The 24,499-nt window shown below is 56.5% G+C and carries 23 protein-coding genes; 1 reads left to right on the top strand and 22 read right to left on the bottom strand.

Annotated elements, in window-relative coordinates; all coding sequences use genetic code 11:
- Positions 1–288: 288 nt before the first annotated feature.
- The 14 genes from AYW79_RS02100 to purB form a co-directional block, all read right to left on the bottom strand.
- Positions 289–621, bottom strand: coding sequence for a hypothetical protein (locus tag AYW79_RS02100; RefSeq protein WP_067561033.1), 333 nt, complete (start codon positions 619–621; stop codon positions 289–291).
- Positions 622–703: 82 nt separating this feature from the next.
- Positions 704–1,588 carry an RpnC/YadD family protein gene (locus AYW79_RS02095; RefSeq protein ID WP_067561031.1) on the bottom strand — a complete coding sequence of 295 codons (885 nt, stop codon included), beginning with the start codon at positions 1,586–1,588 and terminating at the stop codon, positions 704–706.
- A 219-nt stretch (positions 1,589–1,807) separates the two neighbouring features.
- A complete protein-coding gene (locus AYW79_RS02090) occupies positions 1,808–1,999 on the bottom strand; it encodes a hypothetical protein (RefSeq protein WP_067561029.1) in 192 nt (63 codons plus the stop codon).
- A 93-nt stretch (positions 2,000–2,092) separates the two neighbouring features.
- The gene (locus AYW79_RS02085; RefSeq protein WP_067561027.1) at positions 2,093–2,656 is read right to left on the bottom strand and encodes an NAD(P)H-dependent oxidoreductase; all 564 of its coding nucleotides are present in this window, start codon (positions 2,654–2,656) and stop codon (positions 2,093–2,095) included.
- A gap of 76 nt (positions 2,657–2,732) precedes the next feature.
- Positions 2,733–4,037, bottom strand: coding sequence for a phosphoribosylamine--glycine ligase (gene purD, locus AYW79_RS02080; protein WP_067561025.1), 1,305 nt, complete (start codon positions 4,035–4,037; stop codon positions 2,733–2,735).
- Between the two features lie 71 nt (positions 4,038–4,108).
- Entirely contained in the window at positions 4,109–5,641 is a 1,533-nt protein-coding gene (gene purH / locus AYW79_RS02075) for a bifunctional phosphoribosylaminoimidazolecarboxamide formyltransferase/IMP cyclohydrolase (RefSeq protein WP_067561023.1), read from the bottom strand.
- A 13-nt stretch (positions 5,642–5,654) separates the two neighbouring features.
- Positions 5,655–6,254, bottom strand: a complete 600-nt coding sequence (gene purN / locus AYW79_RS02070) for a phosphoribosylglycinamide formyltransferase (protein ID WP_067561021.1) — start codon at positions 6,252–6,254, stop codon at positions 5,655–5,657.
- On the bottom strand, positions 6,251–7,318 hold the full coding sequence (purM, locus tag AYW79_RS02065; protein WP_197460986.1) for a phosphoribosylformylglycinamidine cyclo-ligase: 1,068 nt from the start codon (positions 7,316–7,318) through the stop codon (positions 6,251–6,253). The genes purN and purM overlap by 4 nt, the downstream gene beginning before the upstream one ends.
- Positions 7,315–8,724, bottom strand: a complete 1,410-nt coding sequence (gene purF, locus AYW79_RS02060) for an amidophosphoribosyltransferase (protein WP_143216064.1) — start codon at positions 8,722–8,724, stop codon at positions 7,315–7,317. The genes purM and purF overlap by 4 nt, the downstream gene beginning before the upstream one ends.
- On the bottom strand, positions 8,724–10,976 hold the full coding sequence (gene purL / locus AYW79_RS02055) for a phosphoribosylformylglycinamidine synthase subunit PurL (RefSeq protein ID WP_067561019.1): 2,253 nt from the start codon (positions 10,974–10,976) through the stop codon (positions 8,724–8,726). The genes purF and purL overlap by 1 nt, the downstream gene beginning before the upstream one ends.
- Positions 10,960–11,640, bottom strand: coding sequence for a phosphoribosylformylglycinamidine synthase subunit PurQ (gene purQ / locus AYW79_RS02050; protein ID WP_067561017.1), 681 nt, complete (start codon positions 11,638–11,640; stop codon positions 10,960–10,962). The genes purL and purQ overlap by 17 nt, the downstream gene beginning before the upstream one ends.
- Entirely contained in the window at positions 11,637–11,894 is a 258-nt protein-coding gene (gene purS, locus AYW79_RS02045; protein WP_067561015.1) for a phosphoribosylformylglycinamidine synthase subunit PurS, read from the bottom strand. The genes purQ and purS overlap by 4 nt, the downstream gene beginning before the upstream one ends.
- Positions 11,891–12,610 carry a phosphoribosylaminoimidazolesuccinocarboxamide synthase gene (gene purC, locus AYW79_RS02040; RefSeq protein ID WP_067561013.1) on the bottom strand — a complete coding sequence of 240 codons (720 nt, stop codon included), beginning with the start codon at positions 12,608–12,610 and terminating at the stop codon, positions 11,891–11,893. The genes purS and purC overlap by 4 nt, the downstream gene beginning before the upstream one ends.
- 156 nt (positions 12,611–12,766) lie before the next feature.
- Entirely contained in the window at positions 12,767–14,062 is a 1,296-nt protein-coding gene (gene purB / locus AYW79_RS02035; protein ID WP_067561010.1) for an adenylosuccinate lyase, read from the bottom strand.
- Positions 14,063–14,762: 700 nt separating this feature from the next.
- Here purB and AYW79_RS02030 point away from each other — a divergent pair.
- Complete coding sequence (locus AYW79_RS02030) at positions 14,763–15,293, top strand: GNAT family N-acetyltransferase (protein ID WP_082806741.1); 531 nt, start codon at positions 14,763–14,765, stop codon at positions 15,291–15,293.
- Positions 15,294–15,548: 255 nt separating this feature from the next.
- Here AYW79_RS02030 and AYW79_RS02025 read toward each other — a convergent pair whose 3' ends face one another.
- From AYW79_RS02025 to guaA, 8 genes are all read right to left on the bottom strand, one after another.
- Complete coding sequence (locus AYW79_RS02025) at positions 15,549–16,202, bottom strand: YIP1 family protein (RefSeq protein ID WP_067561008.1); 654 nt, start codon at positions 16,200–16,202, stop codon at positions 15,549–15,551.
- Between the two features lie 255 nt (positions 16,203–16,457).
- Positions 16,458–16,943, bottom strand: a complete 486-nt coding sequence (locus tag AYW79_RS02020; protein WP_067561006.1) for an N-acetyltransferase — start codon at positions 16,941–16,943, stop codon at positions 16,458–16,460.
- Between the two features lie 13 nt (positions 16,944–16,956).
- Complete coding sequence (gene argJ, locus AYW79_RS02015; protein ID WP_067953201.1) at positions 16,957–18,231, bottom strand: bifunctional glutamate N-acetyltransferase/amino-acid acetyltransferase ArgJ; 1,275 nt, start codon at positions 18,229–18,231, stop codon at positions 16,957–16,959.
- 204 nt (positions 18,232–18,435) lie between these two features.
- Positions 18,436–19,443 (bottom strand): Gfo/Idh/MocA family protein, encoded by a 1,008-nt coding sequence (locus AYW79_RS02010; protein ID WP_067561004.1) that lies wholly within the window; start codon positions 19,441–19,443, stop codon positions 18,436–18,438.
- 17 nt (positions 19,444–19,460) lie between these two features.
- Positions 19,461–20,294, bottom strand: coding sequence for a carbohydrate ABC transporter permease (locus AYW79_RS02005; protein ID WP_067561002.1), 834 nt, complete (start codon positions 20,292–20,294; stop codon positions 19,461–19,463).
- Positions 20,291–21,196: a carbohydrate ABC transporter permease gene (locus AYW79_RS02000; RefSeq protein ID WP_067561000.1), complete on the bottom strand. Its 906-nt coding sequence runs from the start codon at positions 21,194–21,196 to the stop codon at positions 20,291–20,293. Before AYW79_RS02000 ends, AYW79_RS02005 begins: the two co-directional genes overlap by 4 nt.
- 139 nt (positions 21,197–21,335) lie before the next feature.
- Entirely contained in the window at positions 21,336–22,820 is a 1,485-nt protein-coding gene (locus tag AYW79_RS01995) for an ABC transporter substrate-binding protein (protein WP_231877853.1), read from the bottom strand.
- Between the two features lie 82 nt (positions 22,821–22,902).
- Complete coding sequence (gene guaA, locus AYW79_RS01990; protein WP_067561153.1) at positions 22,903–24,438, bottom strand: glutamine-hydrolyzing GMP synthase; 1,536 nt, start codon at positions 24,436–24,438, stop codon at positions 22,903–22,905.
- Between the last annotated feature and the right edge of the window lie 61 nt (positions 24,439–24,499).

Genomic DNA, 24,499 nt, shown 5'->3' with positions numbered 1-24,499 from the left:
ATACGTGCATAAAATTTCAATATGCGTGTACAGAAAGAGAGGTTTCGTGACAGAATGTCCATATTCGTGTGGAATTTAAGGTGAAATGAAAGGCTGGTAGATCCGTGGAACCAACGCGTGGGAACGGATGATGAAATGCGTTAAGGCGGGGACTATTTTCGCGCCAAACATCGCAACGCGCCCTGAGTTGCTGTGCGGGCGCGCTGCGAGAGACACGCGATGGCTTTTTTGAAAAACGATGTTTGGGTCAACACACTGCGCTCACCGTATCACACGGATACAGTTACATTAGCGCACAAAACTGACGCCGATGACGATCAAGACAAACGTGAGGATATAACCGATCAACTGCGTGCGCTCTGGGCGCTTGTCCCGAATCATCGTGTGGACGACTGCGAGAACGAGCAGCATCGTGATCGGATGGAGAATGCCGATCCCGCTGAGCGGCTTTAGCATGTACGCGATGATGCCAAGCAAGACCTGAATATCGACAAGTGTCGACAGCAGGCGGCTGAAGCTGCGACCGCTTCGCTTCTGCGTGATGCGCACGATATTCCAAATCATCAGGATGAGCGAGACGAGAAGAAGCGCGACGCCCACCACAATATGTAATGTTACCAAGAGATTCCACCCTTTCTCTCCATAGCGTACATCCCTCGGGCATCCGGGTCAAATCTCTTGTATCCGCTGCAAATTGCAAACCTCAATGCACGTTTTTCTGCAATTCTTCCAGTTGACTGTGAGAAAGTCCAGTCGCCTCCAACACGACACTACGATCCAATCCCATGCGGATCATTCTCTTAGCCACTTCAATTTTTCCAATCACCTCACCACGCGCTTCTCCAATCACCTCACCGCGCGCTTCTCCAATCGCCTCACCACGCGCTTCCGCCTCTTGCTCAACCTTACTGGCGATATCTTCGAACAATGATTTCAAAAGGTCATTCAACTGCAACGCCTCCTCAAGCCTTGCCATTTCTGACTCATCTACAAATTTTCCACTCAAGCCAATCAAAAGGGCTGCCATGAAACTCCGCTCATCTGCATCCGGGATAGAGAGCGCCAGTTCAACCGTTCTTCGCAACACATCCTCAATGGATTGACCAGGGTGGCTCATGTGTGGAGCAAACGCCAAATCAAATCGATCACTCGGTTGCCACGCTCCAGCGTGGATTCGACGTTCAATGCGATCAAGTGTCGCATACGCGTCACGTATTTTTAAATAAACATTCTCTACCTGATACTGCAACCCTCCCGCATCAATCCGATCTTTAGCATGATGTACATCGCGAACATACAGTACGATCGTCTGCACAGGTTTACGATATTGTGCCGCAATATGTGCATCATACAAAAGAAAGCGATATAAATTGCTTTCTTTTGTCGTCTGAAATTCAAAGTGAAGGATTTCACCACGCGCCGTTTCAAAAACGGTATCCATAAAATTCTGCCGTATTTCTACATGCGCAATTTCGGTTGGGTAGGCTCGAACAATATGAGTATCACGCACACCTAGCCATTCAAGCGCAGCGTCCTGAAAGGCGCCCACCAGGTACTTTAAAATGAGATCCGTTGCATTTCTCGGCATGTATCACCGTTCCTATCGTCATTATACATACTCTTTTCAATCGTGAAAAGAGATAAAGGGAAATATGACAAACGTGTAAATTCCCTATCTTTAAGCATCCAACACGCACCTCATCTTGTCGATGCAACATTGGAGAATCCTTATCTAGATACGAAAAAAACGTGCACGCCGCCGATTTTCATCGGTACGACGCACACGCTTCTCGCAGTGTCAAAAAGCTTAGACGTGACGCACGATCTCTTGCGCGTCACGCGTTTTCAAAACCTCGCGGCTTCCCGCATCGCGAAAAGTCTCACGCTCTTTCTCTACAAGTTCATCTTCAGGGATACCTTGCGCCTGCGACTTTGACGCGAGAATGGATAAATGCATGGTGGATGGTTCATCCGCTTTGTGATCTGTCTTGTGATCCACCCCATCGCCTCCTCATGGTTCATCGGTTACGCAATCCGCCACGCGGCAAAAATTCCCCACGCTACGCTACATTCCGAGCTACATCGCAAGCGATCAGCGCGCCATGTACGGCGGTTGCGCACTGCGCAATCGCGAGGCAACCGAAACAACACACTGCCCGTACTCATACGCGAGTTGCATCTCACCGGGCGTCGGTTGCCCCATAGCCATCTCCATGTCAAACGCCGTCTCCACCACCGCTGCCGCGCCATATGGACACCCGAAGCGGATACGCTCTGGCGTGAATGCCCCCGTATTTGGGACGATGATCATGCCGTGGTGCATCATCGCGTCGATCAAGGTGTGCAGCACCGTCTCAAGACCGCCGTGCATCGTGGATGTCGTCGCAAAGACACCACCCACTTTTCCCTGTAGACCGCCCGCCATCCAAACCCCGCCGAGTCGCTCAAACAGGTGAACCATCTTCGGATTGGGACCGCCAAAATAACTGGAAGTTCCCCAAAAGATCGCATCCGCCGATGCGAGATGGTCAGGTCCGCACTGATCGGCTGAGAGCATGGCGACCTGCGCCCCTGCCACATGCGCGCCTTGCGCAATCGCGTTTGCAAGCGTCTCCGTGTGCCCTGACATGCTCGCGTGAACAACGATCGACTGCATCGCATAACCCCTTTAAACCGCACACCAAACGCTCCTGTACGATTCATCCGTAGTATGTCCACACACTACGATTCCATCACCGACGCAAGCCCAAGTCCGTGCGCACATGCTTGCCGGGAAAAGAAATGCGCTCCATGCCGCCATAAGCGATCACGCGCGCATCATGCAGAGACACTCCGCGCCCGACGACATTGAGGACGCGTCCGCCGTTTGTCCGCACAGAGCCATCGCCAGCAAGTGCCGTTCCCGCGTGGAGCACATACGCGCCTGCCGACTCCACATCGTTAAGTCCCTCGATCAAATCTCCCTTGCGGTACGTCCCTGGATACCCTTGCGCGGTCGCGACCACACACACCACCGCGTCATTTGCAAAGTGCAGCGGATGCTCTGCCACACTGTTTTTTGTGACAGCCTCCAACACGGACAAGAGATCATCCTGCAAAAGCTCCAGCGCCACTTGCGTTTCTGGATCTCCGAAACGCGCGTTAAACTCGATCACATACGGCGTCTGATCGACCACCATCAAGCCCGCGAACAGCACCCCTTGATACGGAATGCCTTCTGCCACAAGCTGTTTATGGATTTTTGTAAAAATCTCTTCCTCAATCGCCGTCGACAACGCGGCGCTTGCGATGGAAACGGGAGAGACCGTTCCCATGCCGCCTGTGTTCGGTCCGCGATCTCCGTCATCCACTGCCTTGTGATCCTGAATCAGCGGCATCGCGCGATACCCGCGCTCATCCATGAAGGCGAGCGCAGACACTTCAACGCCGTCCAAGAACTGCTCAAGCACCACTGTGCCCCCAGCATCGCCAAACGCGCGCTCCTGAAACGCGGCGTGAAGCGCCCGCTCTGCTTCATCTTCTGTTTGCGCCACGGTGACGCCTTTGCCCGCCGCAAGACCATCCGCCTTGACAACAATCGGCGCACCCTCGCGCGCAAGCACCGCCATCCCCTCTTCATAGGATGTGACCACATGATAGCGCGGCGTAGGGATGCCCGCTCGCTCCATGATTCCTTTTGCGTACGCTTTGCTGCTCTCAAGTTGCGCGCCTGCCTGACCCGGACCAAACACCCGATGCCCGAGCGCGCGCAGGCGATCAGCAAGCCCAAGCGCAAGCGGAACCTCAGGGCCGACGATCGTGAAATCCACCGCGTTTTGAACAACCCATGCGACAATCGCCGCTACATCCTCAACTGCGATCGGCACACACGTCGCATACTCTGCAATTCCCGGATTGCCAGGCATGGCGTAGAGCGTGAGCGTCGAATCAGCATCTGTCCCCGCACGCCCACTTTGCTTTTGTACACCGCGATCCCGCGCAATTTTGCGGACGATTGCGTGTTCGCGCCCGCCACTCCCGATAACCAATACCTTCATTCTCGTTGTCCCCCTCATTCATCGAAAAAAGCCCGAACCGGGAAGCCCCGATTCGAGCCATGTTGCTATACTCAGTGACGAAAATGGCGAATTCCCGTGAACACCATGGCGATGCCGCGCTCATTCGCGAGATCGATACTCGCTTGATCTTTGATCGAGCCACCTGGTTGAATAATCGCGCGCACGCCAGCGCGTGCCGCCACTTCCACCGTATCTGGCATCGGGAAAAAGGCGTCTGACGCCAGCACCGCGCCAACTGCGCGCTCCCCTGCCTGTTCGATCGCGATGCGCGCCGCACCCACACGGTTCATCTGTCCCGCACCGACGCCGACCGTCTGCGCGTCCTTGGCAAGAACGATTGCGTTGCTCTTGACGTGCTTCACGATCTTCCACGCAAAAAGCAAGTCAGCCCACTCTTCTTCACTCGGTTGCCGTGCGGTCACGACACGCAAATCCGCATCTGTCAGCGCACGCGCATCGCGATCCTGCACAAGTAGCCCGCCATACACCGCGCGCAGATCGACGCCCTCATTCTTGCGCTCCGCCATATCCAGTTCAAGGACACGGACATTCTTTTTCTTCGCGAGAATCTCAAGCGCTCCGCTCGTGAACGTCGGCGCAATCACAATCTCCAAAAACAACTCCACGAGTTGGCTCGCCGTCGCCTCGTCCACCTCGCGGTTGCAGGCGACGATTCCTCCGAAAATGGACACAGGGTCCGCCTCGTACGCGCGCGCGAACGCTTCAGCCGCCGTGACTCCCGTCCCGACGCCACACGGATTCATGTGCTTAACGGCGACCACCGTCGGTTGGTCAAACTCTGTTAATAGATCGAGCGCCGCGCCCGCATCCTGAATGTTGTTAAAGGAGAGTTCCTTCCCTTGCCGTTGCTTTGCGCTCGCAAGCGATCCTGCCAGCACGCCCGACGCGCGATAAAACGCTGCCTGTTGGTGTGGATTTTCACCATAGCGCAGTGGCTGTTGCAATTCATACGAAAACGTAACCGATTCCGGGTTCGAGACGCCCGCCTTTTCCGTCAGGTATTGCGCGATGCGCGCGTCATACGCCGCCGTGTGGCGAAAGACTTTAGCGGCCAGTGCGAAGCGCTCTTCTTCCGCGAACACAGCGTCAGTCGCAAGTCGCTCAATCAATAGGCCGTAGTCGGCCGGATCGACCACGGTGACGACAAAGCGGTAATTTTTCGCCGCCGCGCGCAACATGCTCGGACCCCCGATATCGATCTGCTCAACCGCTTCTGCCAGGTGAACATTTGGATTCTCAATCGTCTTTGCAAATGGATAAAGGTTTACGATCACATAGTCAATCATGCCAATTTGATGTTCGCGCGCCGCCTCCATGTGGCTTGGTTCATCGCGCAGCGCGAGAAGTCCCCCGTGAATCATCGGGTGAAGCGTCTTGACGCGCCCATCCATCATCTCTGGAAACGCAGTCACTTCCGCCACTTCGGTGACAGGTACGCCTGCCGCCGTCAGCGTGCGATACGTGCCGCCCGTCGAGACAACCTCGACGCCGCGTGCGACAAACGCCTGTGCCAACGGGATGATTCCTTCCTTATCTGATACGCTAATCAGTGCCCGACTCATCGTGAATGCTCCTTTATCGATCGATAAACTCTGATAAGACCAGATCGCGCACGACAGCTGGGAGTAACCAGTGCTCCACCTGCTGTATGCGCGCCTGCAATGTCGCGCGGTCATCCCCTGCAAAAATTGGGATACGCACCTGCCGCAGAATCTCCCCGCCATCAAGCGTTGCATCGACGCGGTGCACTGTGACGCCCGTATACTGCGAGCCGTCACTAAGCGCTTGTCCAATCGCGTCGAGCCCCTTGTGCGCCGGTAGATACGACGGGTGAAGATTGATCAGCGGAACGCTGTCAAGCAGTGTCTGCCCAACGATGCGCATGTATCCGGCGAGCACAGCAAGTGAGACCGAGCGCTCGCTCAGCAATCGGCGCGCCGCTAACTCAAACGCGTCGCGTCCCCCTGCCGCTTGATGCGTCTGTGCAAAGACCGGAATGCCCCGTTCTTTAGCAATGGTCACAGCGCCGCAAGACGGTTTGTCACTGACGAGAAGCGCCACCTCGGCACCCCCGAGCGCGCCGCGCTGCGCCGCGTCCGCGAGTTGCGCAAAATTCGATCCACACCCTGACGCAAACACAGCGATTAGGGTCCGCTCACGTCGCGCGTCACTCATTCCATCAAGCCCTCAAGCCGCACACCTGAGAATCCAGCCTCCACACTGCCGATCACGTAGGCCGTCTCACCGCATGCCGCGAGCGTCTCAAGCGCATCGTCAAGCTCCGCGTTTGTCACGATGACCACAAAACCGATTCCCATGTTCCACGTGCGATAGCGCGTTTGCACATCGATTTCACGCAAGCTCATTAAGTATTCGATGACGGATGGGACGGGAAACGCAGAGACATCGATCACACAGCCAAACGGCTCCGGGATCGTGCGCGGCACATTCTCAAGCAGTCCCCCACCCGTGATGTGCGCCATGCCAAGAATTTCCACGCGCTGTGCGAGTTTCTTTATCGCTGAAACGTAGATGCGCGTCGGCTCAAGCAGCGCGTCGGCGAGTGGCACTGTGAGCGGTTGTGGCGTGCTCTGAAGTGACACATTCGCCTCGCGCACAAGCATCCGCGCAAGCGAATAACCGTTTGAGTGAAGCCCCGAAGACGCGAGTCCGATCAGGACATCCCCCGGTCGAATACGACGCCCGTCAACAACCCGCGCGCGCTCAACGACACCTACCGTGAAACCGGCCAGGTCGTACTCACCCTCGCCGTACATCCCTGGCATCTCCGCCGTCTCACCGCCGATCAGCGCCGCGCCTGCCTGCTCACAACCTGTCGCAATCCCCGCCACCACTTGCTCCGCCACGTCGGGCAAAAGCTTACCTGTCGCAAAGTAGTCGAGAAAAAACAGCGGTTCTGCACCCATCGCCAAAATGTCGTTGACACACATCGCCACCGCGTCAATCCCGATCGTGTCGTGCCGCCCTGTCTCAAACGCGAGCTTCAGCTTCGTTCCCACGCCATCCGTTCCCGAAACGAGCACAGGCTCCTCATACTGGCCCGCCTTAAGCAAGAACCCCGCACCAAAGCCGCCGATCCCGGATAACACTTCCGGCCTGCGCGTGCGCTCCGTGTGCTGCTTGATGCGTCTTACCAGTTCATTTCCCGCGTCGATGTCCACGCCCGCTTCGCGGTACAAATCGCGCGTCGCAAACGCATCCCCCTTTTGTTCGGTCACACTTTAACCTGCCTTTCCAAAGCACGCTTGTTCGTCTGGTACACTTCCGTCGGGTAGAGACCCGTGAAACACGCGTTGCAAAACCCGTGCGGCTTCCCGCGCTCCACGCCAAACGCCGTGAGCATCGCGTCTTCCGTCATGAACGAGAGGCTGTCCGCCCCAATAAAATCGCGGATTTCATCGACCGATTTTTGCGCGGCAATCAGTTCCTCGCGCGCCGACGTGTCGATTCCGTAAAAGCACGAGTGTTTTACCGGGGGCGATGAGATGCGCACGTGAACCTCCGTCGCGCCCGCCTCGCGCAGCAGTGTGACAAGTCTTGCGCTCGTCGTTCCGCGCACCAGCGAGTCATCCACCATCACCACGCGCTTTTGATCCACGATCTTGCGCACCGCGCTCAGCTTCAGGCGTACGCCGAGATTGCGTAACTCCTGAGACGGTTGAATAAATGTGCGCCCACTGTATTTGTTTTTGATAAGCCCAATCTCATACGGGATCCGCGACTCTTCCGCATAACCGATCGCCGCTGAGATGGAACTGTCTGGCACCCCAATGACGACATCCGCCTCAATCGGCGCCTCGCGCGCGAGGATTTTGCCAAGGTGCTTGCGCACCATGTGAACGTTATAGCCGTCGATGTCACTATCTGGACGCGCAAAGTAGATGTATTCAAACGTGCACAGCGCTTTTCGCGAGGCGTCCGCAAACCGTTCCGTGTGAAGCCCCTCAGACGTGATCATAATCATCTCGCCCGGCTCCACATCGCGTAAAAAGGTGGCGCCCACCGTGTCAAACGCGCACGTCTCCGACGCCACCACATAGGCGTCCCCAAGGCGCCCCAAGGCCATCGGGCGCAAGCCCTGCGGGTCGCGCATCGCGATCAGCGCGTCATCGACCAGGATGACAAACGCGTATCCACCCTTGATCATCGCCATGCTGTCGCGCACATTCTCAATCACGCTCGGATAGCCGCCGCGCGCGATCAGATGCGCAACCACTTCGGTATCGCTTGTCGACTGAAAGATGCTACCCTGCCGCTCAAGCCTGTCGCGAATGGTCATCGCGTTCACCAGGTTCCCATTGTGCGCCAGCGCCATGTTCCCTTGATGGTAAGAAAAGACGAGCGGTTGGGCGTTTGCCAACCGACTGTCTCCAGTCGTCGAGTAGCGCACGTGACCGACCGCCGCGTGACCGCGCAGATCCTTCAGGCGATCACCGCCAAACACCTCTGTGACAAGCCCCATGCCGCGATGGTTGTGCATCGTCATCTCGTCAATGCTCGCGATCCCCGCACTCTCCTGCCCGCGATGCTGCAGTGCGTAAAGCCCGTAATACGTCAGTTGCGCCGCTTCCGGATGTCCCCAAATGCCAAAGACGCCACACTCTTCGTGCATGCGGTCCATCATCAGTTCATCCACGATGCAATCGCCCCCCGCCATGCGTCGCGCAGCGCCGAAACCTCCGCGTCGATCGCTGTCTTCTCGTTAAGCGTGATGTGAAAGCGATCCGTCTCCGCGACGGCGCCAAGCGGAAGAAAGGAAACGAGAAACGACGACGCAAGCTCTTTTAGGCGTTTTTCTTGTCCTGCGCGAACCTGCACGAGGATGCGACTTGGCGACTCCCCAAACAGCAACACCTCCTGCTCGTCATCTGGGGCGATCGTAACCGCCACCGCGAGACCGACACTGCCCTGCACGCACGACTCGGCGAGCGCCACTGCGAGACCGCCATCCGAGATGTCGTGCGCCGCCGCGAGCACACCCGCCTCGGCAAGCGCCAGGCATGCGTCTTGCACAGCCTTTTCTGCGTCCAAGTCAAACGCGGGAAGCTGATACGATAGCGCCTCGTCCGGCCGCTTCATCGCAAGGTACGCCGAGCCGCCGAGACCGTCGCGAATCGCCTGTCCCTTTGGCGCGAGCAGATACACAGCGCCTTCGCCGCGCTTGAACGCGCTCGTGACAAGCCGCTCCGCCTGTTCGAGAAGGCCGACCATCCCGATGATCGGCGTCGGGTAGATGTCTTGGCCCCCGGTTTCGTTGTAGAACGAGACGTTGCCGCTGATCACAGGCGTACCCAGTTTTTCACAAGCCTCGCTCATTCCGTCGATTGACTCGCGGAATTGATAAAAAATCTCCGGCTTCTCTGGGTTTCCGTAATTGAGGCAATCCGTCACCGCGAGTGGACGCGCGCCTGTGCACACGATGTTTCGCGCCGCTTCAGCCACCGCCATGGCACCGCCTTGGCGTGGATTCAGATAGACGTATTTACCGTTCCCATCCGCCGATGTCGCGATCGCTTTTTGCGAATCTGGAATGCCGATGACCGCTGCGTCCGCACCAGGACGAACAAGCGTCTCCGTGCGCACCATCGTGTCGTACTGGCGGTACACCCACTCCTTGCTCGCAATCGTCGGTTCCGCGACGAGCGCAAGCAGATCGCCCGTAAGGTCGCCTTGCGTCGAAAGCCGCACAGGCGCAACGTTTAGCTGATCGAGATACGCCGGGCGCACTGCGGGGCGATCGAGCACGGGCGCCTCGTCTACCAGCGCCGCAATCGGGAGTTCCGCCGCGACACGCTCTCCCTCGGTGATGCGAAGAGATCCGTCGTCCGTCACGCGCCCGATCACCGTCGCCTCAAGGCCCCATTTCGCGAAGATCTCCTCGGCGATTGCCGATTCGCCCTCTTTCATGACGACGAGCATTCGCTCCTGCGACTCAGACAGCATGATCTCATACGGGCTCATGCCCGTTTCGCGGCACGGCACGCGCGATACGTCAAGCGTCAGACCGCTGCCTGCGCGGCTCGCCATTTCTGCGGATGATGATGTGAGTCCCGCCGCACCCATATCCTGAATCCCGACAACGCGCCCTGTCGCGATCAGCTCGAGGCACGCTTCAAGAAGAAGTTTTTCCATAAACGGATCGCCCACCTGAACGGCAGACCGCTCTTTTTCGTTCGGGTCTTGTGCCGACGCAAACGTCGCACCGTGGATGCCGTCACGCCCTGTCTTTGCGCCGACGACGAGCACCGGGTTACCGACACCGCTGGCGTGGCCTGTCGCGATTTGATCGTGCGTCATGAGCCCGATGCACATGGCGTTGACGAGCGGGTTTTCTGCATAGCGCGCGTCAAACACCACCTCGCCGCCCACCGTCGGGATGCCGATGCAGTTGCCGTAAAATGCAATCCCTTCGACCGCGTGGGAGAACAGGTAACGCGTGCGCGCCTGATCGAGCGTGCCAAAGCGCAAACTGTTGAGCAGCGCAATCGGCCGCGCGCCCATCGTAAAAACGTCGCGGATGATCCCGCCGACACCGGTTGCCGCGCCCTGGTACGGTTCGACGGCCGTTGGATGGTTGTGGCTCTCCATTTTAAAGGAGACTGCGAGATTGTCACCGATGTCGATGATCCCCGCGTTTTCGCCTGGCCCTTGCAAGACGTGCGTCCCTTGGGTCGGAAAGCGGCGCAGGTGCTTGCGCGAGCTTTTGTAACTGCAGTGCTCTGACCACATGACGCTAAAGACGCCCGTCTCCGTGTAGTTTGGAAGACGCCCAAGACGCGTGCAGATGCGCGCATATTCATCATCCGTCAGTCCAAATTTCACATACATCCGCTGATCGCGAATCTCTTGCTCCGTCGGTTCACGACGCATGGCCATCCCTCCAGCTCGTCAGGATGGAGCGAAACAGCGAAATCCCGTCTGTCGATCCGAGGCGTTCGCTCACCGCGCGCTCCGGGTGTGGCATCATCCCGAGCACATTGCCGCGCTCATTGATGACACCAGCGATATTTGCGACAGACCCGTTCGGACTCTGTTCGCTCGCATAGCGAAACACGATCTGTTGGTTTTCTTCTAAACGTTTTAGCATCTCATCATCGACATAATAATTGCCTTCACCGTGCGCAATGGGAATCGTCACGCGCGCTTTTTCATACGCGCGCGTAAAATCCGTCGCGCCATTGACCACTTCCAACTCCACCATGTCGCAGCGAAACTGCCGATGGTCATTGCGGCGTAGCGCCCCCGGAAGCAGGCCCGCCTCCGTCAATATCTGAAACCCATTACAGATGCCAAGAACGTACGCGCCACGCTCTGCCGCCGCCACGGTCGCCTGCATCGCTTTTGAAAACCGTGCAATGGCTCCAGCGCGAAGGTAGTCGCCGTACGAGAATCCGCCCGGCACGATGATCAAGTCGTACGCATTCAGATCCGCCGTCTCATGCCACACCAGATCCGCCTTTAAAGAGAGTGTGCCCGCCACCGCTTTGACCGCATCCTGATCGCAGTTGCTCCCCGGAAATTGAAGAACGGCGCAGTTCATTCGCGCACCTCCGCGAGTGTAAACGAATAGGTCTCAATGACGGGATTTGTCAGAAGTTGATCGCACATGCGCGAAACCTGCGCGCGCGCCGTCTGCTCATCATCTGCGTGAAAGGACACTTCCATGTATTTTCCGATGCGCACGTCGCTCACGGACGTAAATGACAGACTGTGCAGCGCGTGAACGACTGCGCTGCCTTGCGGATCGAGCACGCTCTCTTTGAGCGTCACGCGGATGCTTGCAATAAAATTCACGCTTGGACCCCCTTAATTCTGCGCAGAATTTCCTGATACGCTTCCATCACACCGCCCAAATCGCGACGAAAGCGGTCTTTGTCGAGCTTCTCTTCAGTCGCCGTATCCCAAAAGCGGCACGTGTCGGGAGATATTTCATCGGCTAGAATCAGTGTGCCTTCTTTCGTCAAACCAAACTCAAACTTCGCGTCAACCAGTTCAATGCCTGCTTTGTGGAGGTTTGCGCGCAACACCTGATTGATCTTTTGAGCCTGCGCCTCAAGCGATGCAAGAATTTCCGGCGTCGCGACGCCGAGCACGCGAATGTGCGCCTCCGTGACAAGCGGATCGCCGAGGTCGTCGTTTTTGTAGTACCACTCGACAAACGGTTCTGTGAGCGTGACCCCTTCCGCTATGCCAAGGCGCTTTGCGAGACTTCCCGCCACGCGATTGCGAATGACAACCTCAAGCGGCACAATCTCTACCCGGCGCACAAGCATCTCGCGATCGGACAGTGTGCGGATATAGTGCGAAGCGATTCCGGCCTGCTTGAGCCACTCGAAGATGACTGTGCTGATCGCGAGATTCAAAACGCCCTTTCCTTCAAGAGACGCGTGTTTCGCGCCGTTGAACGCGGTCGCATCGTCCTTATACACGACGATCACCGATTCTGGTTGACCCACGACTTCATACACGCGTTTCGCTTTGCCTTCATAGATCATGTGACCTTTTTCCACGCGACATGCTCCTTTGTGCGCCACGGAATGCTCCGTCGGCGATTCGTTTCTTCATGACTCGGTGCGAGCGGCGCAAGCCATTGACAGCGGCGCTAAACACGGTCGACAGCGCGGGTGATATCCGTCCACCACCTCCGTGTGAGGCGATCTCACAGCTTAGAGAAGGCCGAGCCGTGCGAAGATTGTATCAACATGTATCATGTGATGGCGCTCATCAAAGCACGCGTCGAGTTCCTCTGCCGAGAGATGGTTTGCGACGAGGTCTGTCTCTTCAAGCAGGCCGCGAAAGGAGCGCTGCTCTTCCCACGCGCGCATGGCCATTGCCTGCACCACGTCATACGCCTCTTCGCGCGTCACGCCTTTTTCGATGAGCGCGAGCAACACGCGCTGTGAGAAGATGAGACCAAAGGTGCGCCCCATGTTTCGTTTCATGTTTTCGGGGAACACCGTCAGATTCGCGATGATCCGATCCATCTTGGAGAGCATGTAGTGCAGCAAAATTGTCGAGTCAGGCAAGATGATCCGCTCGACAGAGGAGTGCGAGATGTCTCTTTCATGCCACAGTGTGACGCTTTCGTACGCGGCCGTCATATTGCCGCGCAGAACCCGCGCGAGCCCTGAGATCTGCTCGCAAGTCACTGGATTGCGCTTGTGCGGCATCGCCGATGAACCTTTTTGCCCGGAGTAAAACGGCTCTTCGACTTCGCGGATCTCTGTTTTTTGCAATCCACGAATCTCCGTTGCGATCTTCTCAAGGCTCGATCCGATCAAGGCGAGCGTTGCCATATACTCTGCGTGGCGGTCACGCTGCAAGGTTTGCGTCGAAATTGGGGCGGGTTTTAGTCCCAGGATGTCGCAGACCGTCTCCTCGACGCGCGGGTCAATGTTCGCATAAGTTCCAACAGCGCCCGAAAGCTTGCCGTAGCGAACGCCATCTGCCGCGTGATCAAAGCGCTCAAGGTTGCGCACCATCTCTGCGTAGTAGAGCGCGAGTTTCAGACCAAACGTGGTCGGCTCTGCGTGCACGCCGTGCGTGCGACCCATCATCACCGTGTCTTTGTAGCGGACAGCCTGCTCGCGCAGCGTTCCGATGAACCCTTGGAGCTTCTCGCGCAAAAGGCGGTTCGCGCGCTTCAACTGCACGCCAAGCGCCGTGTCGACAACATCCGTGCTGGTAAGCCCATAGTGCACCCATTTGCGCTCAGGGCCGAGCGTTTCTGACACTTGCCGCGTAAACGCCACGACGTCATGGCGCGTCACCTCTTCGATTTCAAGAGCCCGCTCCACATCCACGCGCGCGCGTTCACGGATCAATCGCGCGTCCTCCTCAGGAATCACGCCAAGTTTCGCCCACGCCTCACACGCCGCGATCTCCACGTCAAGCCACGCCTGATAGCGACTCTCAAGCGTCCAAATCTCGCCCATTTCAGGGAGCGTATAGCGTTCGATCATCTTTTTAATCCCTCACTCTTTAGGTTGCTATGATGATTAAGTTACCCGATAAACACACGATTCACTTGCTCTTGTAGTCTAGCAAGCAGGCGTTAACGGGTCAACCCAAACACGAACATTACCACAAATTTGTTACACGATCGTTCGGATTATGAAAACAAACTTTGTCATGAAAGTTTGGCATGATCGATGAAGCTGCCATCAATCATCTCCCGACACTTCCATTCTAGCGTATGTATCCCACCGCCGATCAGACGAAACGACAAATGACCCAAAAGCCATGTTTGGCCTGGGTTTGTCACGGTTTGTAATCGAGCAGGGAGTGTCAACGCATACCACAGCCGTCTGAAGGGCTGGATGGAGGTTTCTAGGGTGTCGCTACAAAGTATCTCGCAATTACATGACGTGGTTTGCTTACATTGATACAACACGTGACATTGCCAGCGGTACTTGGGAACGTCGCTTTTCTTGCCATATCTTGTATTGATAACGAGACGGTTCGCTATAAATCTAGCACCCCTACAGGAAAATGCGTTATTTGCCACCAACCTATAGAAGATGGACATGGTAGTGGTAGTATGTTCTTTGTATCCCACGAAACAGGGGAATGGGAACCCGATTATCTTTGCCACGATTGTTGTTTCCATGTCTTATATAGGCAGACAGGTTGAGCGAAAATTTACACAGAAGGAAGTCAAATATGCCGACTTTAGAGACATCACGATTGGTGCTACGCAGATGGGGCGAAAAAGACATAGCGCCAATGGCTGAAATCAACGCTGATCCGGAGGTCATGCGTTGGATTGGTGGAGGCACCACTAGAACAGAAGAGCAAACGAAAAGGGCTATCAAGCACTGGGAAGAAGAATGGAACACACTGGATTACGGTCTATTTGCCGTAGAGGTTAAGGAATCGGGTGAACTTTCCGGATTCGTAGGTCTTTCAGTTCCTACTTTTTTACCGGAAGTAATGCCTGCTGTGGAAATAGGTTGGCGGCTCGGGCGTTCCTTCTGGGGAAAAGGCATTGCCACGGAGGCAGCCAGGGGGGTTCTACGTTTCGGATTCGAGAATTGCGACTTAACCGAGATTCTAAGCATTTGTCAGGTTGGCAATGATGCATCGGAACGCATCATGCAAAAACTTGGAATGCACTTGGAGCGAGAAACGATTGATCCCACCTGTGGTTGTCCAGTAAAGGTCTACGCTATAACCTCTCCGGTGGCGAAGTAAGGGAAAGCAATCTGAACGTGAGAACGACTCTCTCCTATGTCAGGTCTTGTTGGGTATAAGCGACGTTCCCTCCTCTGTCCTCAAAATCCACAATTTATCCGAACAGAGCGTAATATAAAGCAAAAAATTGCTTCTCATACTATCGTATAAAAATTAGCCCCCAACTCAGCAGCTCCCTTCCTTTTCTCTGAAAAAACCGCCTCCCACGGGAGACGGCAAAATTCGCGGTAGACGGTCAGTTCCAAACATCCCTCGTCAAGGTGTCGGCTTGTAAAAGATCATACTCAGAATCGGCGGCAATAGATATGCGACCAACACTGGCCACACGCTCCTGCGCACTGACGTGCGCGTGAACACCGCCAAACCGATGGTCTGGATGATCAGTGAGCCGATCAGAAACAAACCGAGCGCCGACTCAATCCCCCCGAATCGCCCCGTTCCGCCAGTCAACGTGCTGATGGATAAAAAATTCGTCTGATAGCGACCCGTCAAAAACGTCATGATGGTGTCAAAGAGGGTCCCCAGCACGGAAATGACCGTCGCGCTCGCCATGATGAAAACGACGCGGCGATATTCGATCGCAAGCGAGAAGATGCGCGCGATCAACCAGAGAAAGACGGCGGACAGAGTCACCGCGACAAATACGCCGGCAAATGCGCTGATCGGTGTGACGGATGCGGCTTGCGACGCGACACGTGCCGCCTGCGCCTTTGTCAACGTGTGCACGTACGCGAGGTAGCTCGGGGACTGCATCATGTAGCGCAGTGTCAGACTCGAAAGCGCGCCCGTGATCGCGGCGAGAACGAGCGTCAACAGCATCCAGCGCGGCTGTTCCCGACGCGTCTCAAAGTAGAGGCGCGGATTCGTAATCAGGGTAAGAAACGGAGACGGTGTGCCTGGTTCACTCATGAGAAAACTCCTTGGTCAAAGTCACGTGACACATCTATGCATCATCTGCCTGTGTTTCCGTGTTTTACTAGTATACCCAAGATGCGCGCGCACAAGCCAGTTTGATATGCACAGCCGCCATCCTACCCGCGAATTCGGCTTCCGTTGCACCCAACCTACCGCATCGACGCGAGGGTTGCGCAGGCGCATCGCACAAGCGCATCATCCGCCGCGCACGAACGCTCACGCCTGCGCCCGTTCTCCTGCCGCCACGCCCTACACACCCGTCTCATAGATCATCGCGATCTCATCGCACACCGGGAACTTCTTGCAGTTGATACAATCCTTCCAAATCTTCTGATGCAGCGTGTGCTTTTCCACAACGTGAAACCCGCAGCGCGAAAAAAACATCTCCTGGTACGTGAGCGCGAGCACCTTTGGCAGCTGCAAATCCGCCGCATACACGAGCAGCGCCTGCACCAGGCGCTTGCCAAATCCACCACCCTGCGCCTCTGGGGCGACTGCGAGCGACCGAATCTCTGCCAGATCATCCCCGAGGATACACAGCGAGGCCACACCCTGCACCCTGCCCGCCACATCGATCACCCGAAACGACGGCAAGATTTCGAGTACAGACTGCCGAGTGCGTGGCAAGAGCAGCCCCTGTTCCGCATAATCCCGCAAGAGCGCCACAATCGAATCGACATCGCGAACCGTCGCCTCGCGCAACACGCCAGTCACCCGTTCTTCTGAAACGGCCATCGAATCCACCTCCTCAGGTCGTGTACTCCGCGTTAATCTTCACATAGTCAAACGTCAAATCACACGTCCAATAGCGTATCTCCAACTCACCCGCGCCAAGTTCAACGACGACCGGAATCTCCTTCATCGCCATCACCCGTCGCGCGTCTGACTCCGCCGTCACAAGGAACTGTCCCGCGTCATACACCCTCTGATCCCCAAGCGTCAGCCGCAGGCGATCAAACGAAACGGCGATACCCGCGCGCCCAATCGCCGAGATGATCCGCCCCGGATTGAAATCCTCACCGAAAAACGCCGTCTTCACAAGCGGCGACGTGGCGATCGTCTCGGCAATGCGCTCCGCATCCACCTCGGACTGTGCGCCCCGCACCACAATCTCCAGAAATTTCGTCGCACCTTCACCGTCGCGCACAATGCTATGCGCTAGATCCTGCGCGACGCTCCTCAGCGCATCTTCAAATAAGGTTTCATCAACCTCTCCATCGTCAATTCGGCCGCCCCCTGTCCCTTCCACTCCATAGAACTCAGCCGTGCCAGCCTCCATCCGCGCACCGCCCGTCGAAAAAAGCAGCACACTGTCATTCGGACTCGTGTCGCCGTCCACCGAGATGCGATTGAACGTCTGACCCACAACCCGCGAAAGCACACGCTGCAGAGTCCGCTGGCTTACCGGCGCATCGGTTACCAGCACCGACAGCATCGTCGCCAGCTTAGGGTGAATCATACCCGCACCTTTGGCCACACCCCACACCGTATACGAAGTGTCACCAACCTGAAAAGCCCTCGCGCTCACCTTAGGAAAGGTGTCTGTCGTCATCATCGCGCGCGCCGCGCCGACCAGCTTTTCAGGCGTTGACGTCGCCCCTTGACAAAGACCCTCAAGGCTGCCGATCAACCGCTCCGCGCGCAGCGGCACGCCAATCACTCCCGTGTGAAGCACGACCACCTCATCTGCCGCACAGCCCACGTGCCCCGCAACGCCCGCCGCCAGTCGCTCCGTATCCGCACGCCCCGCCGGACCTGTGCCCGCATTCGCGTTTCCACTTGTGATCAGCACCGCTTTGATCTTCTTTTGCGCTCGCAGGCGATCCATCGCGCTCGTCACACACGCGCTTTTAAACGCATTCGTCGTAAACGCGCCCGCATATACGGCATGCTCAGAAAACACAAAAAGCGCGGCGTCATCTCCATCGCGCTTGATCCCGATTCGTCCACTTGAAAAAGTGACACTTCCCTTTTCAAGATACTGTTCAAATGTCGCGTGATCACCCATTTCCATCGCGGCCATCTTCCACACTCCTCACGCAAAACCAGTTCTTCATCGTCAATCTCGCACGATTCCATGTTTACCCCTCTAGGGTTGTAATTCTATCAATATACATCAGATATAATATTTATGCAACACAAAACGCCCGTGCATCCTACGCACAGGCCCGGACTCCACTCGTCTCACTGATCATGCCGCGCGGCATTCGCCGCCATCGTCCATCACCTACAGCGTCACGCGACGCCCCTCGCGCGACGCGTTCACAGCCGCGAGAATCACGCGCAGCGACGCGTACCCGTCCCGTCCCGAGATCGCAGGAGATCGGCTACTGAGCACCGCGTCGACAAACTCATCCACGACGCGGCTGTTGTGCGCCTGCGCCTCATCCGGAATTGCAATCTTCTCTTCCGTGCCATCCTCATACAACACGTGAAGCGGCACTTCCGCATGCGGATCAATATGAAGAATCCCGTGTTCACAATAGAGTGTCGTCGTGTCATCCTCCCCAGGGCGGTGCGTCCAACTCGCCGTGAGCGTGCCGACCGCACCTGAACGCATGCCGAGTAGGCACACCGCGTTGTCATCGACATTGGCCGCCTTTTCAAGCGTCCTGAGCATCGCGGAAACCTCAACCACCTCGTCTTCAAGCAACCAGCGTATCAGATCTGCTTTATGAATCCCGAGATCGCCGAGTGCGCCGACAAACGCGTCCTGCTCATTGAAAAACCACGACTGCATCCCTTCCGCAGACCACTGCTCAGGTCCCCCGTGTGCAAACGTCGTGCGAAACTGGAGCACCGCGCCGAGCCGCCCGCTGTGAAGGAGCTGCTTTGCGCGAATATGCGCCGGGAAAAAGCGCTGATTGTGCGCGATCATCAAGACGCGCCCCGCCTCATCCGCCGCCGCGATCATCGCTTCTGCCTCATCCGCCGAAACGGCCATCGGTTTTTCACACAACACATGCTTTCCCGCCCAAAGTGCTGCCGTCGAGACAGGGCCGTGAAAGCGATTGGGCAGGCACACACTTACCGCGTCGAGTTCTTGCTCCAAAAGCATGTCTTCCCAGCGCGTGTACGCGCGAATGCCATACGTCTTTGCCACATCCTGGACACGCGCCTCCTTCGCGTCACACACACCGACCAACTTCACGCGCGAATTGTCCCGATACTCCGGAAGGTGGCGATTGACGGCGATCGCACCGCAACCGATCACTCCGACTCGCAAGGTTGTCATGGTAGTAAATCCCGCCTTTAGCCTTTTACCGCACCCGCCGTGAGTCCCGCGACCACCCAGCGCTGGAAAATAAGTACCAGCAGGACGACCGGCAGAACCGCCACCGTAGATGCTGCGAACATCGTACCATAGGGGATGGTAAATTGTCCCCCAAAGAGCGCGATGCCGACAGGAATCGTGCGCAAGGCGTTGCTGTTGTTAAAAACCAGCGCAAAGAAAAATTCTGTCCAACACGCGACAAACGTAAAGATTGCCCCGGTGAATAGTCCCGGCGTCGCGAGCGGTAGAATCACGCGAAACACCGTGGTCATCACACTCGCGCCATCGACCCGCGCCGCTTCGTCAAGCTCCTTAGGAATACCGATAAAATACGTGCGCATCACCCAGATGGCGAATGGGAGATTGAACGCGGTGTACGGCACGATGAGCGCCTGGTAGCTGTTCAACCAACCGATTGACTGAAACAAAACAAACAGCGGGAAGATAACACCCACCTGTGGAAACGTTGAGATCATCAGTAAAACGACCATGATTGGCGCCTTTCCGCGAATCGGCAGCCGCGCCAATGCGTAACTCGCAAGCGCCGCGAGAATCATCACAAAAAACGTGGAGACAAGCGATACGACCAAACTGTTGCGAAAGTATACGCCGAATCCGAACTGATAAAACGCCTGCTGATACTGAAGCAGCGTCGGATTTTGCGGAAAGTACGTCGGTGGAAAGGCGCTGATCTCTCCGTTTGTCTTAAATGACGTGATGACCATCCAATAAAACGGCGCGACGATCACTAAAAGCATTGCGATCAAAACGAGATATCCGATCCCTTTGCGCAGCGCGAGTCTCCTTGTCACGACTCCACCTCCCCGACTTGTGTGCGCAAGGCGCGCAGCGAGACAAGCGCGAGCAGGATGACCAAGACCACGGTTGAGACGGCGACCGCCGTGCCCGGCCCAAACTCGCCGTCGTTAAAGAGTGCCTTATAGGCGAGCATTGCGATCGACTCGGTGCTCGTCCCAGGTCCTCCTTGCGTGAGAACAAACGGGAGGTCAAAGAGACCAAACGCCTGTAGAATGCGAAAAAGAGCCGCGAGTCCGATACTTGGACGCAGCAGCGGAAACGTCACCTGGAAAAAGACGCGCACAGCGCTCGCGCCGTCGATGCGCGCCGCCTCGTACAACTCTGTCGGGATCAACTGCAGGCCCGCAAGCAGGATCATCGTGACAAACGGCGTGGTCTTCCAGATGTCTGCGACCATGAGCGAAGGAATCGCGAGGTTGGGTAGGCCGAGCCACAAGATGGGCTGCCCGATGATGTGGAGTTGAAGCAGGATGGCGTTTAGCACCCCGTAAACTGGATTGAAGATGTATCCCCACATCTGCGCAGAGATGACAGTGATCAGTGTCCACGGAATCAGCATCGCGGCGACGGCGAAACCGCGTCCCTTGATCGGCTGATTGAGCGCGAGCGCGGTGAGCATGCCAAGGATCAGCTCGATGACCACCGTGACGATCGCATACCCTGTCGTGAAGCCGAGCGACTGCCAAAATTCTGCAATCCCAAAGATGATGGCGTAGTTGTGCAGACCGATGAAGGAAAATTGGAAACCGGAGTACGTCGATTGAATCGCGTTTAGGCTCATATAAATGGAGTAACCGATAGGAAACAGTGTCACGAGCGCAATCACGAGCAGCGCTGGGGTGACCATGGCATATCCCGCGATAGCGTAGCCTCGGTCTAACTTATTGACACGCATGGCGCACATCCGCTCCTTCCTGTAGCGCTAGTGTTTGCCACGCCCGCATGATTTATCCGATAAAAAAGGCTGCCGAGCGCCGTCCAAGAAGGACGTTCTCGACAGCCGCATGCGTTTGCGGTGCATGATTTGAGTCGACCTACAAACTCGAACTGCCGACGGCCGACGCCAATTGCGCATTGGCTTGACTAAGCGCTGTTGAGACGCTGACCTGCCCCGCGAGCGCCGCGTTGACATTCGTGTAGATCGCCGTCGACACTTTTGCGTAGTAGGGATTCTGGGCGGGACGCGCGACAAGGTTCGTCTGTCCCACGATGGAAAGAACAGGGTTTTTCGCTCTGACCGCCGGGCTGTTTTGCACAGTCGCGTTGGTCGGAATCTCCGAATACTGAGAGGCGAGCACCGTTTGCGCCGGAACGCTCGTCATCCAGTTGATAAAGGTGAGATCAGCCGCCATGTGCTTGCTGTGCGGATTGATGTAGAGATCCCAGCCGCCGATGCATGCATACCCGCGCGCACCGTGTCCGGCAAACGTCGGCAAGGGCACGACGCCCACTTTGCCAACAACACTGGACTGGCCCGGTGTTTGCGAGTTTGCCCACGCGTAGTCCCAGTTTCTAAGGAAGGCAGCCTGTCCGTTGTTAAAGGTGTTCATCGCTTGCGGTTCTTGGAACACGCTCACGGCCTGCGGCGATACGCCAGACGTGATCAGTCCGCGCATAAAGGAGAGCGCGTGCTGTGCCGCGGGGGTATCCATGTTCGGTTTCCCTTGCGCGTTGAACACCTGACCGCCAGCGTCTGTGAGATACTCCATCCAGTTGCACGTTAAACCTTCGTAGGATGCGCCTTCCCAGACAAAGCCGTATTTAACCATTTTATTGCTAACCAATGTCTTTGCTTCCGATTGCAGTTGTTCCCACGTTTTTGGCACGGGCAAATGCGCCTTTTGCAGCAGATCCTTGCGATAGTAGAGAAAGCCTGCGTCCATGAAAAACGGCGCCGCATACACATTTCCTTTAATTGTCGCGCCCTGCACGAGCCCTGGCGCAAAGCGTGTAAAGAAACTCGCAGGAAAATGCTTGTTAAGCGGCTCCGCGAGGGATTGCGCCGCGAATTGTCCCGGCCACACCACGTCGCCCATGAACACGTCAGGGGTGGTTGAGCCACCGGAAATCTCTGTAATCAGCGAGGCGCGGTTCGTATCGGTGCTCGACGGCTGACTGATCAGGTTCACTTTGATGCTCGGATTCGCCTTTTCAAACAACTGGATCAATTGCTTGCGGATACCGACGTTTGCAATCGGCGAGGCAGCCCAATTGATCGTCACCTTCCCCGATGTTGGCGCGGGGCTGGTGGACGGTGGATTGGGAGCCGTTGTACTCGATGGGCTTGAACACGCCGTGAGAGAAGCGAGCCCTGTGACGACGGCAAACGCCGCCAAAAGCGACTGTTTCATCATAAATACGCCTCCTAAGCTCGAACGTTTCGGCCATGTGCGAAAGAATGCGAAACCTGCCACTCGATCCAATTCAGCGAATGGATGTTTCACAATCAACTGCACAACCTCTAAAACGCACGTACGCGGATCAACCTCACGCGCAGTCGAGATGTCTCGCTGTAGCATGTTTCCGATCTGCGATATTATGCGTTTTCACGTTCTTGCCAAGGAGGTGACGTTGATGCGCGTTCCACGGATGGGAACACGTTTACTCCCACTCGATGGTCGCGGGCGGTTTTGAGGTGACGTCGTACACCACGCGATTGATACCGTGCACCTCATTGCAGATTCGGTTGGAAATCTTTCCGAGCACGTCATACGGGATATGCGCAAAATCGGCGGTCATCCCGTCGCGCGAAGTCACCGCGCGCAGTGCGATCGTTTCCGCATAGGTTCGCTCGTCGCCCATCACGCCGACGCTGCGCACGCCAGTCAGCACCGCAAAGTACTGCCAAATTGAATCCTGAAGCCCTGCCAGCGCAATCTCTTCGCGCAAGATGGCATCCGCATTTTGAAGCGTCGCGATGCGTGTCGGCGTGATTTCGCCCATGATGCGAATCGCGAGTCCGGGTCCTGGAAACGGCTGCCGATAGACGAATGCGTGCGGGAGTCCCAACTCTTCTCCGAGCGCGCGCACCTCATCTTTAAAGAGTGTTTTGAGCGGCTCAATCAATTTGAACGCCATATCTTCTGGCAAACCGCCCACGTTGTGGTGTGATTTGATGGTCGCCGCCGTTTTCGTGCCGCTCTCCACGATATCCGTATAGAGTGTGCCTTGTCCGAGAAAGGCAAATGAGCCGAGCGATGTTGCCGTCTCGTCAAACACAGCAATAAATTCGCGACCGATCCGCTTGCGCTTTTCTTCCGGATCGGATACGCCGTCAAGCAGCGCGAGAAAGCGCGTGCGCGCGTTCACGAGCCGGATGTCCATGTGAAACGTACCGGAGAGCATTTCCATCACTTGCTCGGACTCGTCTTTTCTAAGCAATCCGTGATCAACAAAGACGCACGTCAGGCGATCACCGATCGCGCGGTGAAGGAGTGCCGCCGTGACAGACGAATCGACGCCACCTGAGAGCGCCATAAGCACCCGCGCATCTTTCACGGTGTCACGCAGCGCTGTGATCGACTCTTCCACAAAATTGTCCATCCGCCAGTCGCCTGCACACTCGCAAACGCGAAAGAGGAATTGGCGCAGCAGATCCTGTCCGTAGTCGGTGTGCTGGACTTCTGGATGAAACTGTACACCGTAGAGTTTGCGCGAAGGGTCACTCATCGCCGCAACCGGCGCGCTCGACGTGTACGCGTCCACGCGAAAGCCCTGCGGCACTTCGACGACCATATCGCCGTGGCTCATCCACACGCGCTGGGTGGCTGGTGTTCCTGCGAAAAGTGTCGCGTGGCTGTGGCAAGAGAGTTCGGTGAGCCCGTACTCGCGCGCGCTCGCCTGTGTGACGTGCGCATTAAAATCGCGCGCAAGCAGCTGCATGCCGTAGCAGATTCCAAGGATCGGAACGCCAAGTTCGTAAATCGACGGATCAACGAGCGGCGCACTGTCTCGATACACACTTTGCGGACCGCCTGAAAAGATGATCCCTTTGAGTTTCATCGCACGCAACGTCTCAATCGGTGTATCGTGCGGAAGCAACTCCGAGAACACGTTTAATTCACGAATTCTGCGCGCGATCAGTTGGTTGTATTGTCCTCCAAAATCAAGAACCACGACCGTCTCGTGACGATCCATTCCCATCTCGACACCACTTTCTACAAGGAGTTTTCCACGTCTTCATAGGATTTGAAAACTA

It is taken from the genome of Ferroacidibacillus organovorans (assembly GCF_001642725.1).
Classification (GTDB): Bacteria; Bacillota; Bacilli; order Alicyclobacillales; family SLC66; genus Ferroacidibacillus; species Ferroacidibacillus organovorans.
The sequence above is the reverse complement of the archived record's forward strand: the minus strand, read 5'-3'. Positions and strand labels throughout refer to the sequence as shown.